A 14143-nucleotide genomic window follows, 5' to 3' on the forward strand; every position below is an offset into this window, starting at 1 on the left:
CCATCAAAATCCCGTCTCGAGCGTGCTCCCACAAGACTTCCCGCGTAACTACATGGCTGAAGTCGATCAGCGCCTTGCCCGCATCTCTCGGGAAAACCCAACTGTGACCGGCATCGAGTTTCCCGACGCGGCTACTCGCCCCGAGTCATACAACGGCGCCAATAATCCGCATTGGTCGGCCAACGGAATGGTGCTTGATGCACTATCTGCCGCCCATGTGCGCGGCGAAATCACCGCTGATAGGATGGTCGCTACGATGAAACGACTCGTATCCTCGAAACCTGCCTGATATCGTTCGAGTAATCGACATCCAGAGAGCGAAAACAATGACACGCCAGTCGCATGACGAATGGTTCCTCGAACAGGTTCGACAAGCGTTGATCGAAGCAGACGATCCGCTGACCGACTGGGTGCCTCACGAGATCGTAAAGACCGACATACAACGGCAACGTGAGGCGTTGCTCGAGCGCATATTGCATCGTCAATCCACCCTCTCACCCCCCCGCCCGCGCCGCTAGCGGAAAGGGTGCGATCCGCCCTCTGTCGTCAGGGAGGCAGGATGATCGACTACCTCTCATCCCGCCTCCCTGCGACCCAGCGTCTTCGGTATTCCACGAGTATCAAGGCCGCGTGGGTGCGCCGTGGCCTTCAACTAGCCCTGACACCCGCTTTATGCCTATTCCGCAAGCCGTCATATCAAGTGACGTTGACGACGCCGTATTGCTGTCGGGAAAAAGTCACGTTAGCCGCCGCGCCATGCCGCCAATTGTCTAGCGGTGCCCTCCCCCAGTGGGCGTCTTTCTTCCTCCCTGAAAATGCGCTTTTTTCCCTCTAGTTCCCTATCAGCAAATGTGGGAAATATGTTTCCGCTGAATGCCCTTCAAGGCTTCTCAGAACCATCATTTTCACCGTTCGGTTTCCCTTGGAAAAACCGTCTGCCACGTGTACCTTCAAACTTCCATAAACGATGCGGTTAGTTCTGGGACAGGGTAGGACTTGCTATACCGCGCAATGCGCGCTACAGCAACCGGATGGGCGCCAGTCGTTGCACTCCCTAGCCCATCCTGTCTCCCTGCTCAGGGCTTACGCCCCGAGACCCGTTTGAGAGTGTTGAATGAGTGCGAGAAGCGGAACCGAAGAGCGTCGGAAAACCAAGATCATTATGGTGCGCGTTGCGCCCGATGAATTCGATGCGTTGCAGGAGCGCGCGCAGGACACCGGAACGTCGGTTCCCGAGTACCTTCGAACCTGTGGGATGGGACGACGCACGCGCAGCGTCGTCGATTCGATCATCATCAACGACTTGCGCCGGCTCGGCGGCTTGCAAAAGCACCTGTTCAATGAGGGGCGAGGCGCGCAGTCGAAGGAGTTTGCAGCGGTATTGGTCGAGCTAAAAAACGCGATTGCGCGGATCGGCCAATGACGGCAGCTCAAACTGGGTATTTGGATCTATCCGACCTGCAACGCACTTGCCTTGTGTTGCTAGCCGTGGTTTGCGGTATCGGTTCATTAATCTGGAAGGCCGTATGAGCGACAACTACACCCGCTGCGGAACGCCATTAGTTTATAAGGGCGTGCTCCGGCTCCACGTGGATAGCCTCACTGACGAACAGCTATCCAACTACGAATGCGCACTCGAAACGATTGGCAACGTTATCGCCTTGAAAGCGCGCGACATTGCAGAGGAACAGGCAAAGCCCTCGCCCGACACGAACCGGATTACCGAACTGCGTCGGCAACAAGCCGAGCTCGCTGGCGAGCGTAGCCGCCTGCGCATCCACGATGACGATGCCGTAATACGTGTCATCGGACATTACGGAAGCTTGGTACGCGCCTCCCTGGGACTCGGTACACGATGAACGGACTTCTGTTCCGTCTGTCGACATGGCGTGCTCGTCGTCGTGCGAAGCTTGATGCGGACGTGGCAAGGAACAAGCGGCCGGACACCGGGATCGGGGCGGAGGCACCGATTCGGACGGCATCCGAGGATCGCCTGAGAAGGGCCGATTTCGCGGATCGCATAGCCGGCGTGCTCTCGGAGCTCAGTTTGCGCGAGGGCCGAGTGTTCGCTATTCGCGGAGGATGGGGCTTCGGCAAATCATCCCTGAAAAACCTCATCACCGAGCGGCTCGACGCCAGCGACAACGGAGCGGACTGGCTTGACTTCAACCCCTGGCAATGGGGCGATGGCGATGCAATCGCCCGCGCGCTCTTCGGCCAGATAGCGGATCGTCTTGGTGGGGAACATTCGAAAGCAGCACTCGACCGTGCCGAAGCGCTGCGACGCTACGGAGCGATCCTTACAGGGGCTGGCAAGCCGCTTAAAGAAGCCGGGAGTTCAGGCCATCTAATCTCGACAGTACTGACAAATGCCTCGGTGATCGCCGTTGCTTCGGCCATAGGCTTCGACCTTCCGACGGCAGCAAAAGTAGCAGCTGTTCTCGCCGTCCTCTCGGTCGGCGTATCTCTGCTGGGACGCTTGTTGTTGCATCTCGGACGTGACCGTAGCAGCGAGCCGCTCGACAAGGTACGCAGAGCGCTTGAGGCTCGCCTTCGCGAACTCGACCGGCCGTTGGTAGTTTTCGTCGACGACATCGACCGACTCGAGCCCGAGCAGATTAGGATGCTTCTTCGCCAAGTGAAAGCGAACGCTAATCTGCCGAATATCGTTTTTGTGCTCCTGTTCCAGCCCAGTATCGTAGAGCGAGCACTTGATCCTGTCGCCGACGGCGACGGTCATGCCTTCCTCGAGAAGATTGTGCAGGCTAACTTTGATCTACCTGCGGTTCCGGCGTCGATTGTGCATCGTGTGTTCGAGGAGGAACTCTCTGAGCTAGCAGGACCGTATGCGACTGAGGCGAACGGGTTCTCGCAGAGGCGTTGGGGTAATGCTTGCATTGGTTGCATCCAGCCCCTGGTGCGCAACATGCGAGATGCGCGTCGCTTAGTCTCGTCCATCGCCGTGCACATGCCGTTGCATGTAGTCGGCGACGTATTCGAGGTGAACCTTGTCGATTTCCTTCTCCTGGAGACGCTCCGGGTTTTTGAACCTGACCTCCGCGAAGCACTGTTCCGTGAACGAGGATTGGTTCTCCAAGAGGGGCGTTTCTCGGGCCATGGCCGACGGGAGGCGGACCAAGCGGCGGCCAATCGGCTTCTTGAGATCGCACAGGAGGACCGCCGCGATGTCGTCCGGGCCGCGCTCAAGGACCTATTCCCCACTCTCGAATGGGCGTATGGAGGCACGAACTACGCGGATGACTTTCATCGTCAATGGCTGGCCGAAAAACGAGTATGCACATCGCGCTACTTCCCACGTTACTTTGAACTCCAGACGGCAGTCGGAGAAATGTCTGAACGTCGCTTCGTTGATTTTCTCGATGCGACGGCGACAGAGGACGGGCTAACTGCCGCGATCGCTGCCGTCGAAGCTGACGGCTTACTACCCTCGCTCGTTGCGAGGCTCGACGAATCCGTCAGTCGACTCCCGGTCGAGAACGCTGCCGTTCTACTGCCCGGGATGTTCCGGATCGGTCAAAAGATCGTAGGTGTGAACGACGGCGTCTTCAGTTCGTCCTATGTGGCAGCATGGCGAGCGACAAGTTGGTTCCTGAAGCGGGTTCCGGAGGATGTACGAGGTGATCTGGCTATCGAGGCACTTCGCCAGACTAAGGCGTTGTCCATTGCGTCGATTCTGATCCACCTAAGCGATCCGGCCGATCGCAAGGAGGGAGATAGAGGCACCGTCGACCCGACGCTCGACCTCGGTACCGTTGAGGCGATGAAGGCCTTATGGCTGCAGTTGATGAGAGACCGCGCCACGAACGACGACGCGCTGATCGATGAGCCGGACCTCTTATCTCAGCTCTACCGATGGAGAGACTATGCGGGCTCATTGGACGAACCCCGAGAGTGGATGAAGAAGGCGATTCGGACCAACCAGGGCTTCGCAAACATGGCGACACGCATGATCAGCCGGGGGACGACCCATACGTTGGGTGATCGGGTATCGATGCCGCACAACAGTTTCAACAAAGAGACTGTCGACGACTTCATCGGCATCGACGTGGCTAAGGCGAGGTGTGACGCGATCAATCCCGCCGATTTCCCCGAGCACGAGGAAGCTCTAAGGACGTTGCTTATATCTCTCGAGAAGTGGCTCGGCCTAAGGGCACGAGACCCATTCGATCTCAATGGGTAGTCCGCGCCGATGTCGAAACACAAAATATGAGCAGTAGTCGAAAATGCCCATACCAGAGAATGACAGCTAAAGCCCCGCTCAGCCCTGCTTGAGAAGTCCGCGCAATGGAATCACATCGGCCCCAGCTAGTCGATGTCGCCTTGCGCCAAAGGTCAGGTAGGCCGTGCGAGCAACCCGGCCCGCCCATTACCCAAGTTACCGGTGAACGTCTCAATACGAGCCAACCCGGCGATGGCGGGCGGCGGATCCGAGTTCTCGATGACGATTACCTGCACGTGCTTCGCGAGACTCGCGAGGTACTTGTAAAAGTGTTCTGCAAGCGAAGTAGCTTTGAGCGCGGCCTCATCCGGTGACAGGTCGCCGTACTTGGACTTCAGTGGCTCCCGATAGGTGAGCAGCGGAGTGTCAAGCACCAGAAAACCAGGGTGCGGCAAGTTGTTGTCGATGCAGTGAACGATCACTGCGACGTTGAAGGCAGCGTGGAGCACCGCCCGAACCCCCTTACCATTGGCCGCCCGGGACTTGCCGCCGACCATGACGTCATTGGTTTTCCCGTCGAATTGGACTTTGTCAGCATCGGGGAATTTCCAAGCCTTCAACACCGCCTTCACCGTCTCGCCGAAGTCAAACAAGGTTGTCGAGTCCGGGCCGACAGCTGGCTTTTCGCCTTCTCGCCTAGTGGGCGTAGCACCGATCTCCGCCCGTCGTGCGGCAAGATTCGCGCGCCGCTGATAAAGGTCGAGCACCTTGAGGATCTCGATGCGCTTTGTGGTGTACGCCTCGTAGCTTTCCCGGAGCGACGCTTCTTGAGGACGCAGTCCCTCGATGGATCCATCGAATTTTTCAGTATCAGCTGTGAGCTTGACGATGATCCTGCGTAATCCAGTGGCCTCCGCCTCAAGCGAGGCGACCACGTGAGCCAGCTCTCGCTGCTCGCGTTCGATCTTGCGGGCTTCGGCGGCAGCGGCGGTATGCGCCAGCGAGATCTCATCCGCTGCGTGGTTTTGTGTCTGGGCATCGGGCGGAGCACCACATACCAAGCAATCACGCCCGGCCATGGCCATCAACACATACCCGCCTTCCTCAATGGATTGCAGACGCTGCAGATCGGAATTGTAGACCGCCTGCAGCTTGGCGAAGCGCTCCAGCGTTAGCTCCAGCTCGCCAATGCGTTCTTGCAGTTCGCCGCAATGCGCAAATGTGGCACGGCGCTGAAGCACGAGAGTATCCAGTTCGCCTTGTGCAGTCTGCAACCTTGCGAGCAGGCCGTCGGCACTAAGTTCCAGCCGCTCAAGCTGCTCATAGGTCTGCATTTCGTCCGGGGGCTGCTCGCCCAGTTCAGCATCAATCTGAGCAAGAAGTTCGTCGACCAGCTCAATCTTCGCGGCCTTTGCGGCTCGGCGCTCCGTTTCCTTGGGGACCGTCACGGCGGCCGCATCATCTTTGCCAGTGAGGAGGAGCTTGAAGAGGTTCTGCTCGAAGGGGCGCTCTGACGGATTTCCCGAAAGATAGACAGGGCTGACCTCGGACATGATGTCGTTCTCGGCCACCACGGCATACTTCGATAACAGGCGAATGGACAATGAGTCCTTTTTGCCGTTGCCGTCACGCACAACCCACTTATTGGCTAAACCGATTGCATCGAGTAGCCGATGCGAGACGGTATCGGTGCGCTTGTAGTCGTGCTTTTCACGCAGCAATTCGCCACTGTCCGTGGGCGTGCCTTTGTGCAGGCCGGCATATAGCTTGAGGTGCCCACCGCGCGTCGCCCGATAGAGCGTGAAGTCGCCCTGATCTGCTAAGGTGAGGCCGAGCCAAGCACCATCATAGGCCGCGATTTCCTCAGTCTCAGGCAGGCTCGTCAATGCCCCGAGCATGAAAAGAATGGTCTTCGACGCAAAAGACTTTCCGGTATTAGATGCACCGAAGACGATGTTCAAACCTTCGTCGAACTCAAGTTCGGCGGTCTCAACGTTCGGGCCAGTGAAAACCAGATGACGCAGACGAATGCCGTTCATTTCAAAAGCCTCGGAGACAACGCGTCGATATGGAATTCGGCGGTCCAGCGCCCGATGCGCGATTCGATCAGCGCTCTCATCTCTGAGGTTTCCATGTCCGCGAAGCGATTCGCCATCCACTTGGCGCGATCTTTGAGCGCAAGCGAGTATGGCGTCTGTAGCAGGTCCAGGTAGCTGGGCGCGTCTTCGCTTGCGCCGAACGTGATTCCATCCTTTGTCTCAAACATTTCGACGAGATGTACCTGCTGCATTAAGCGCAGGCTTTTCTCGACTAACTGGCGGCGCACAAGCAACTCGCCGGCGCGGTTCGGGAGATCCGGGTGCAAGCTTTCCGGTACGTCCGAGCCGTTGAGGTCGCCGGTATGCACGACCAGATGGTCAAGCCAGGTCATTTCCAATAGGTCGCAGCGGCGCGGGTAGAAAGCCTCGAGCACCACTAGAGCCCGTATCCCGGTCTCAAGCGTGCTATTGAACGGCGGTACGCCCGCCCTATTGTGATCTAACGGTCCCATGGCATCAGCCCGTCATTCGCAAACTGGTGGCAGGTGCCTTGCTTGACTTGCGGGCCGGCATGCTTGCCCAGCACGCCGGACGGCTGCAAGATGGCTGCCTGTTGCATCACTTGACTGAGCCGAACGTAGCGGCCCGGATGCGCGCCGGAATGGACATCGAGCACTCCGTGGTAAATCTCATCCTTAAAGTTCTTCAAGTACCCATCAGGTGTGGAATCGCGGTAGAACCGATCAAACGCGACCGAATCGAAGAAGCGCGTACGCTGGGCGCGCAGATGCGGTCCGAACTCTGGACAGGCAAGTGCCGCCGCCGCGTCGGGATAGACCCCCGGCCCCTTTTCCTCGTACACCTTTAGAAGCTGGCCGATGTAGGCTGACTCACTGGCCTGAATCTCGTCCGGCACCACGCCCCTCGGCCCAGGCCCCGGGTCAGCGCCAAACCACGCCACCAAAGCAGGCTTACAAGAGGGATCGTTGACGAGGCGATTCGCGTCGAGCCAATCCACCTTCGTGAAGTCGAACGATCGGATCTTGGCCTCAATCTCGGGAGTCAATTTCACGACCTGGTTCTCCACGAGCTCGCCGGCGATAGCGGCGTCCCATCGGTCCAGGAAAGCCTGCCTGAATTGCTCGGGATGCGCGACAAAATGTCGGACATTCCGTACGACACCGACTGGCGCGACGTAGATATAGGCGCGCGGAAGTGAAAACCAGCCGTCGGCCGAATGTTTGAAGATCTTGCCGAGCTCAATGAACGCTGATGCCTCGGACAGCTTCGAGCTAAGCTGCTTACACTGAAAGTTGTCCCATGGGCCTTCCATGCGGCGGTCTGTGACGTAGCCTGTTGCATCGCGGCCCATGTCGCCCGTACCCCGCCACAGCTCGTGGCTGTGGTAGTCCTTGCAACGCTGGGCAAGCCAGTCGTTGACGAATTCCTCAAGCTCTGATGGCGAAAGCGCGCAGATCTGAGCAGCGTGATTGATCCGCAAAGATTGGTCCCCCGATGTACCGATATATATGGTTTTGAGTCGGCGCTGGTTGCCAATAATACTATTTCATGTGAGGTCGGTACAGACGGACTTTCGCGCGCAACGAAGATAGCAATGGCGCCACAAGGCTCCGTCCGCGCGCCAAACCTGTTAAGTCCACCCTTCCAGGTCAGTGCGTGAAGGGCGTTCATTGACGCTGGATGGAGCCCTTAAATTGATCGCAAGTACGTAAGCATCCGCGTGTTATTACCGATCGATGTCGGCGGAAAACCTCCATGCCTCCGCAGTTCGTCAACTTGCTCGCGCGAAAAACCCATGTCGCTTAGGGCTGCATTATCGCCCTTCGCCAGCGCCTTATTGGCCGCACGCATGAGGGCGTTCGCCGACTGAAGGCGTGCGATTTCAAACCGGAGTGCGTCCGGACTGATAGGACGTTTGGTTGCCATGTCATCACCTCTGCAATAGGTGGTGGGTGGAGATTTCGTGTGCGTGTGTCAGGACACACACGAGACGCTTTGCCGAGCATGAGATCGTGCGCGTTGTATGTATATCAATACCGAGCCGTTAGGCCTGGTCGATTAGTATCCATCCGCTACGCCGCACGTCCCAACGCATGCCGGATACGAGCGCTAGTATCTTCGGCGTGAAGTCGGTTGACCCGAATCTGCATCGAGGGATTGGCAAAGTCCCGGAAGTTGAACGTAAACGCGGAATGGACCGCGTCGCCGGTGTCGCTCACCTCGGCGCTTTGAATGTAGGTGATCGGCTCGCATTTCGCGACATTCTTCTCACGATCAACGACAACCACTCTGCCCGTCACGGTGTCAATGCCGACATACCGCGTGTTGAGATAGTCGGCAAGCTCAACCTGTGGCCGGAAGCTCGGCGCAATCGAGACGATTAGCTTCCGCATGTCGCTGTCGCGCGATCGGCGCCATTTCGATAGCAACAGGAGACCGCCCGCGACCCACGTGACAGATGCAACCATGGTCACAAAGGCCGCGCCGGAGTGCAGGAATTTCCCGCCCCATACCGAATACACGAATGCGGGGAGCGCGGCCAGCACGGATGTCGCGACATAGAACAGCTCCGATGCAAGTCTCAGCAATCGCATAGCATGCTCCTATTCCCTGATGCCATCAGACTTGGATGCAGGACTCGTCCCAGCGAGCGGGCGCTTGCCACCTCCGCCTGACGGGCGAATATCGAACTTTGCCAGCATGGTATTGAGCGCGGTTTTGGTCCTCTCGCTATGGTCGCCACCGATCATTGCCGGCGCGACGCCCCCTACCCAGTTGATGACCTTGTCGGGGACCAGGAAGATCAAATTGAAGCAGCTATGCACGAGGTTGAGACACATCGAAAAATAAATCGTGCAATACGCCAGAATCGAGCCAATGCCAGTCAACGAGTCAAACTGCGCGTTAGCAAGGGCGATGCCGAAGCCTTCGTTCAGCAACGTTCCGCCGGCGATGATCCCTGCGCCGCCAAGGAAGAAGCCGATCACCATGAGGACGGGGCGAACCATCATTTCCAGTAGGAAGATGTAGCCGTGGGCGGTTTTGTGACCGAAACCGTCGCCTTCCCCGCCCAAGTGCGTGATTGCCCATAGCGGGGCCGCGATCACGCCTTCCCCGACAACGACGAGCCAGTTCACGGCTGCGCCGAACCAGATGACGAACGGCACCATCGGCAGGTAGGTCGATAGGCCGAGACCGAGCAGCAACGCGGCGATGATGATCATCATGATGATGGGCCCGGCACCATCCAGCGCGCCTTTAATGAAACTGATCGCACCGCTGGCGTCGGCTACTCGAGATGCCAAACCTGCGATGCTGAAACTTTCGCTGGTCTTTTCAAGGCCCTTGGCAGTCAGGTATCCAGCAAGACCGATCTCGGCGACACCAGTAAGGTGGTCGCCGAGGTTTTTCATCTTGATAAGCGGGTTGATTTGGCCACGCGACTCGCCACCATCGTTGATGTTGGTAATCGCTCCCGTTAGCGCTTGCCCGGGCGAGCTGAACAGCTTCGCGAAGATGTTGCCGCCATCGTCCTGTCGTTGCGTGCCAAGCGGAGTAGCGTGCGTCGTTGTAGCTCTGCCCTGTTGCGCCTGGTACGCATTCAAGGCCATCGTGTAGACGGTCATCATGCCAGGGTCGCCGCTGATCGACGCACTGAATGTCGTTGCTTTGCCTGCTACAGCATCAGACAGCTTCGTGTTGGCCGCCGCGAAAGTTTGATACCACTGACCCAACGTCCACCATCCCCCTTCCTTGATGGATGAGCTGAGCTGACTGGCCAGCTCCCCAATATTGCCCTGCTTCGTGGCGGCCATCGAATTGACGGTATTTTCATACTGCTGGGCCGCCGACTGGATCGCGATCTCTGCGTCCGGCAGTGTGCTGCCACCACTCGTGGTGCGGATCGTTACCGCATTCACGAATTGCCGTGCTGATTCGCTCAGCGATTTTTCCATGCTGGAGAGCGCTTGGAGGTGGGCCCTGCGGACTTCGGCAACGTCGATCGTGCTCGAGAACCAACTCGTCGAGCTCGGCTGCGATGCGAGGTCCGGATCGACGTTGGCACCGCCGCATACGAAACTCTTGTTGGCTAGTAGGAACCCGGTGTCCGTCGCCTGGGTTTGCATATAGCTGTCTTCGGGAAGGAGTCCCCCTCCGCTAGACGCCATAGCTAAGCTTGCGTTAAGTCCATGCCGGCAAAGCTCGATCTCGAAGATCTTATGGGCCAGCGCATTCGTACTGGGCATGACGGGCTGCAACACCATTCCCTTCCCGTCGTTGAACGCTGCGACGGCGGCGTCGACGCCGATGTTTGCCACACCGATACCCATAACCGACGCCGACCACAGCATCAGCAGCTGCGAGAGCGACCAACCATTTGCCGTCGGCACGAGTGCAGCCAAACCCCACACGATCCGGATCGGCCCCCACATGGTGTGCTTTTCGCGATCGAACACAGCGCCGTCGTGCGCTGTCTGCGACACCTTCCGGAACATCACATAGCACGCGAAGAACGCGCCGATGACCAGCAGCGCACCGTTCGCGACTTGGAAGATTCCGGCCAGTATCGTATCGCTGCCGCCGGCACCACCCGTCGCTAGGGGATTGTTGACAACGTTTCCGTAGATGGTAATGAGCGCCTGGCGCGACTTGTCACCGGAGCGGGCGGCCGCCTGACTGATTTCCCCCAGCGTCATGTTGTCGGCGAAGGCCGGGAGCGCGGCCGCCCACGCCGCTGCGGCCCCGAGCAGTCGAAGCAATGCAGATCGCTTCATGAGCGGCCTCCTTTCGTGCGAGATTTTTCGAACCAACGCAGCCAACAAAAGTGAAGCTCCCAATCGAGGGCGTGGAGCCACCAATGCTTGCGGGCGTAGTAGTCGGCAGGCGTTTTTCCCTCGTTGCGTAGCAGCCAAAGATTCCCATCAACGGCAATCGTGATGACGAGGAGCGCCAACGTGAGCACGGCCCATGTCGTTCGGTATGTCAGCAGCGAAAACACCCCTGGAGCCGGAAACGGCCATCCGCAAATCAACGAGCACGCAGACATGCCCAGGCAGAAAAGCACCTGACGCTTCGTTGAGAGCTGCTCTTCAATCGTCATTTTGTTGTTCATGTTCAGAATTCCAGGCGACCTTGCCGAGCTCGGCTAAACGTGAACCGCAAGGCCGTAACCTTGCGCCCGGCCTTGATAGGTACCCAAGTAATCGACCAACCATCTTTCTCGACCAACTCTTTCACTGCGGGCTCGATGATCCAGCGGCGAAGTTGAGCAAAGTTGTTTCTATGGCTCGGTTTCACATCCAGGGCCATCGCAAATTCATCGACGTCGATATGCCGCCAGCCAGTGCTCTTGAACTGCATCAGTAGCTCAAGCAAACGCCAGGAGTAGATCGACCGCAGGCCAGCCGCCTGCTTGAGCATGTAGGTCGTGTGATTGCCGCGCAGCATCGTCAAATATGGCGTGGCTTCATGGCTGAAACGGAGCTCAACCCACGCGGCACCCTCGTGGTATGTAATGCCACTGACCCAGTGATCGAGGTGCACTTTCGTGCCGCGCTTGGTCTGCTCTTCACGTCGGATCGTCCGATCTAGTAGTGACCGGGCAACTGTTTTCAGTTGCTCATATGCCGTATTCGCATCTAGACCGAACGTCTCCGCATATTCAGCGGCCGACAGCTTGATCTTGTAGCGGCCCTGATCGAGGCGGCAGCTATCGAGCTTTGCCGCGCACGATTTAATGATGCGTTGTTCCGCCAGTGTTTTGAGGCCATGTGATGCAACGACCAGATCGTTCCTCAAGGTAATGTGCCTCTCCGAAAGATCTATCTCGTCTGGCAGCGGGATGAATCTCGTCATGCGCGCGCCAGTTACTGTGCGCTCATGCGACGGGAGACCTCTTCAGCCTTAGTAGGGCGGCCGCGACGGCCCGGCCGAGCCTCGGCTACGGATTCGTCAATGCCGCTACGCCGACGCATCCATTGCCGAACATCGCCCATGCGCCAAAGCAAGCGGCGAATGCCTGGCACCGGCTCGGGCATGGAAGTGACCTTGCGCTTGCCGATGGTGATCGGACTGAGACCTGTCAGTGCAGCGACTTCGACAGGACCAACCAACATATCGTCGCCGGCGCGGCTCAGCTTTGCAGCCAGCTCGTAATCGCGTTCCTGCATTTTCTTCTCGTGCCCCTGAGTGACCAAACGTGGTGATTGTTGGTACGGACGAATCCCGAGCGTGAGGACACTTAAGGAACATTTCTTGACTCCCCGTCTCAATTCGATGGGTCTTGCAGAACCACCAGTGGCTTCTCATAATCACGTCAGTGAACGAGAGGGAACTTGAGGGAATCCGATATGCGCGAGGGGCGAAGTAGCTACGCCAGCATGACCGACCAGGCACTCAGCGGCCTGTTGGTGCACGCCATCCTCGATATACGCAAGGATGAGATGCGCAAAGAGGATGACGAGGGCAATAGGGATCAGGCCGTATGCCAACGCGTGCGTGACTTGCCGCTTCATGTCTCTCAAGAGCTAGCGATGCGGCTCCAGGCCATCGCCGGTACACAAAGGGATGTCGAAAGCCTGTTCTACGGGTACGACGACACCGGCGTGACAGCCGCCGAGGGCCGCAAGCAGCGCGCGTATGCAAGCGACCGCGCGATGTCCATGGCTCGCGCCAGGCATGCTTTGAGCACGGCGGCCTGGATGGCGTTGCTCTCTGGGAGCAATGAGCTGTTGCACGAAATCTTCGGCTGGGAAGTCCGCCTTGATGCGATTGAGGCCGCCCGCCCGCTTCTCAAGGGATTGGGGCGGCGCAAGGTCGCATTGACCCACGGCGCTGCCGGGAAGGTCACGGCGAAAACCCTGACCAGGTTCCGAGCCCAACTCGAACACACAGCCGCGCGCGAGGTTCGTGAGAGCCAGGTCAGGCTAGCGCATTTTGTCGAACATGACCGGCTTCGCCTCGATCGTCACCTGAGCAAATTCGACCGTTCGATTGGCGATTTGGAGCAGGCCGCAGGCCTGTCCTTTGGCACAAATTTGGCACATTGATGACGGGAATTTGAGTTACCTCAGGGGAAGTCTGGCTACCTAGAGTATTGATATAAAAGGGGAACTCTAGTAACCTGCAGTCTCCGCAGTGTCAATTTTCCGGTTCACACGGCAGGGGTCACTGGTTCGATCCCAGTACCGCCCACCAAAGAATTCAAGGGCCTGCGTCTCACGACGCAGGCCCTTTTCGTTTTGGCGTCGCGCGTGCTCCGAGCGACGCGGGCGCCATGTCATTCGACGCCCGCGTCCGCACGCAGCTAGCTACCCAGATACCGGCTTACCGTGCGTACCCCACCCGCTGCGCCGTCGCATCGAACGCCCGTTTCGCCTTGTCGACGATCTCGTCGACCTCCGCCTCGCGAATCACGAGCGGCGGCGACAGCAGCATCCGGTCGCCGGTCGCACGCATGATCAGGTTGCCGTTGAAGCAGAAGTCGCGGCAGATCGTCCCGATATCGACATTCGCACCGAACCGCTCGCGCCGGTTCCGGTCGCGCGCAAGCTGAACGCCCGCCACGAGCCCCGCTCCCGAAATCTCTCCGACGATCGGATGGTCGCCCAGCGCATCGCGCAGCCGGCGCTGGAAGTACGGCCCGATGTCGTTCTTCACGCGCTCGACGATCCCTTCGTCGCGCAGCAGCTTCAGGTTCGCGACCGCGACGGCTGCCGCCACCGGGTGGCCCGAGTACGTGAGGCCGTGGTTGAATTCGCCGTTGTCGATGATCGGCCGCGCCACGCGCTCGTGAATGCCGACGGCACCCATCGGCACGTAGCCCGACGTGAGGCCCTTGGCCATCGTGATCAGGTCAGGCTCGAAGCCGAAGTGCTGATGCGCGAACCATTCGCCGGTACGG

15 protein-coding genes are annotated in these 14143 nt (G+C 58.6%); 5 read left to right on the forward strand and 10 right to left on the reverse strand.

Features of this window, described 5'->3' with window-relative positions; translation table 11 throughout:
* The first annotated feature begins 52 nt into the window (after window positions 1–52).
* The 4 genes from VK92_RS41950 to VK92_RS22055 all read left to right on the forward strand — a co-directional run bounded on the left by VK92_RS41950 (window position 53) and on the right by VK92_RS22055 (window position 4201).
* A complete protein-coding gene (locus VK92_RS41950) occupies window positions 53–289 on the forward strand; it encodes a hypothetical protein (protein ID WP_131723338.1) in 237 nt (78 codons plus the stop codon).
* 825 nt (window positions 290–1114) lie between these two features.
* Window positions 1115–1423 carry a plasmid mobilization protein MobA gene (gene mobA, locus VK92_RS22045; RefSeq protein ID WP_156187228.1) on the forward strand — a complete coding sequence of 103 codons (309 nt, stop codon included), beginning with the start codon at window positions 1115–1117 and terminating at the stop codon, window positions 1421–1423.
* Window positions 1424–1526: 103 nt separating this feature from the next.
* On the forward strand, window positions 1527–1859 hold the full coding sequence (locus VK92_RS22050; protein ID WP_048028899.1) for a hypothetical protein: 333 nt from the start codon (window positions 1527–1529) through the stop codon (window positions 1857–1859).
* Window positions 1856–4201 carry a KAP family P-loop NTPase fold protein gene (locus VK92_RS22055; RefSeq protein WP_048024108.1) on the forward strand — a complete coding sequence of 782 codons (2346 nt, stop codon included), beginning with the start codon at window positions 1856–1858 and terminating at the stop codon, window positions 4199–4201. The genes VK92_RS22050 and VK92_RS22055 overlap by 4 nt, the downstream gene beginning before the upstream one ends.
* A gap of 152 nt (window positions 4202–4353) precedes the next feature.
* On the opposite strand, the gene VK92_RS22060 is transcribed toward VK92_RS22055, so the two are convergent.
* The 9 genes from VK92_RS22060 to VK92_RS22095 all read right to left on the reverse strand — a co-directional run bounded on the left by VK92_RS22060 (window position 4354) and on the right by VK92_RS22095 (window position 12410).
* Window positions 4354–6219, reverse strand: a complete 1866-nt coding sequence (locus tag VK92_RS22060) for a hypothetical protein (protein WP_048024110.1) — start codon at window positions 6217–6219, stop codon at window positions 4354–4356.
* The gene (locus tag VK92_RS22065; RefSeq protein ID WP_048024112.1) at window positions 6216–6731 is read right to left on the reverse strand and encodes an ABC-three component system middle component 2; all 516 of its coding nucleotides are present in this window, start codon (window positions 6729–6731) and stop codon (window positions 6216–6218) included. The genes VK92_RS22060 and VK92_RS22065 overlap by 4 nt, the downstream gene beginning before the upstream one ends.
* Window positions 6719–7720: an ABC-three component system protein gene (locus tag VK92_RS22070; protein ID WP_048024114.1), complete on the reverse strand. Its 1002-nt coding sequence runs from the start codon at window positions 7718–7720 to the stop codon at window positions 6719–6721. The genes VK92_RS22065 and VK92_RS22070 overlap by 13 nt, the downstream gene beginning before the upstream one ends.
* 209 nt (window positions 7721–7929) lie before the next feature.
* On the reverse strand, window positions 7930–8166 hold the full coding sequence (locus VK92_RS40445; RefSeq protein ID WP_082163817.1) for a hypothetical protein: 237 nt from the start codon (window positions 8164–8166) through the stop codon (window positions 7930–7932).
* A 146-nt stretch (window positions 8167–8312) separates the two neighbouring features.
* Window positions 8313–8834, reverse strand: coding sequence for a hypothetical protein (locus VK92_RS22075; protein WP_048024116.1), 522 nt, complete (start codon window positions 8832–8834; stop codon window positions 8313–8315).
* A 9-nt stretch (window positions 8835–8843) separates the two neighbouring features.
* Window positions 8844–11015, reverse strand: coding sequence for a DotA/TraY family protein (locus tag VK92_RS22080; RefSeq protein ID WP_048024118.1), 2172 nt, complete (start codon window positions 11013–11015; stop codon window positions 8844–8846).
* Window positions 11012–11353, reverse strand: coding sequence for a hypothetical protein (locus VK92_RS22085; protein ID WP_048024120.1), 342 nt, complete (start codon window positions 11351–11353; stop codon window positions 11012–11014). The genes VK92_RS22080 and VK92_RS22085 overlap by 4 nt, the downstream gene beginning before the upstream one ends.
* A 2-nt stretch (window positions 11354–11355) precedes the next feature.
* A complete protein-coding gene (locus tag VK92_RS22090; protein WP_048024122.1) occupies window positions 11356–12096 on the reverse strand; it encodes a replication initiation protein in 741 nt (246 codons plus the stop codon).
* An 11-nt stretch (window positions 12097–12107) separates the two neighbouring features.
* Window positions 12108–12410, reverse strand: a complete 303-nt coding sequence (locus VK92_RS22095) for a hypothetical protein (protein WP_048024131.1) — start codon at window positions 12408–12410, stop codon at window positions 12108–12110.
* 210 nt (window positions 12411–12620) lie between these two features.
* Here VK92_RS22095 and VK92_RS22100 point away from each other — a divergent pair, with 210 nt between their 5' ends.
* Window positions 12621–13289, forward strand: coding sequence for a hypothetical protein (locus VK92_RS22100; RefSeq protein ID WP_156187229.1), 669 nt, complete (start codon window positions 12621–12623; stop codon window positions 13287–13289).
* A 277-nt stretch (window positions 13290–13566) separates the two neighbouring features.
* On the opposite strand, the gene VK92_RS22105 is transcribed toward VK92_RS22100, so the two are convergent.
* The coding region (locus VK92_RS22105) for an aminotransferase class III-fold pyridoxal phosphate-dependent enzyme (RefSeq protein WP_048024125.1) at window positions 13567–14143 on the reverse strand (577 nt) is incomplete at its 5' end.

The organism is Burkholderia sp. LK4 (assembly GCF_001043615.1).
GTDB lineage: Bacteria > Pseudomonadota > Gammaproteobacteria > Burkholderiales > Burkholderiaceae > Burkholderia > Burkholderia cepacia.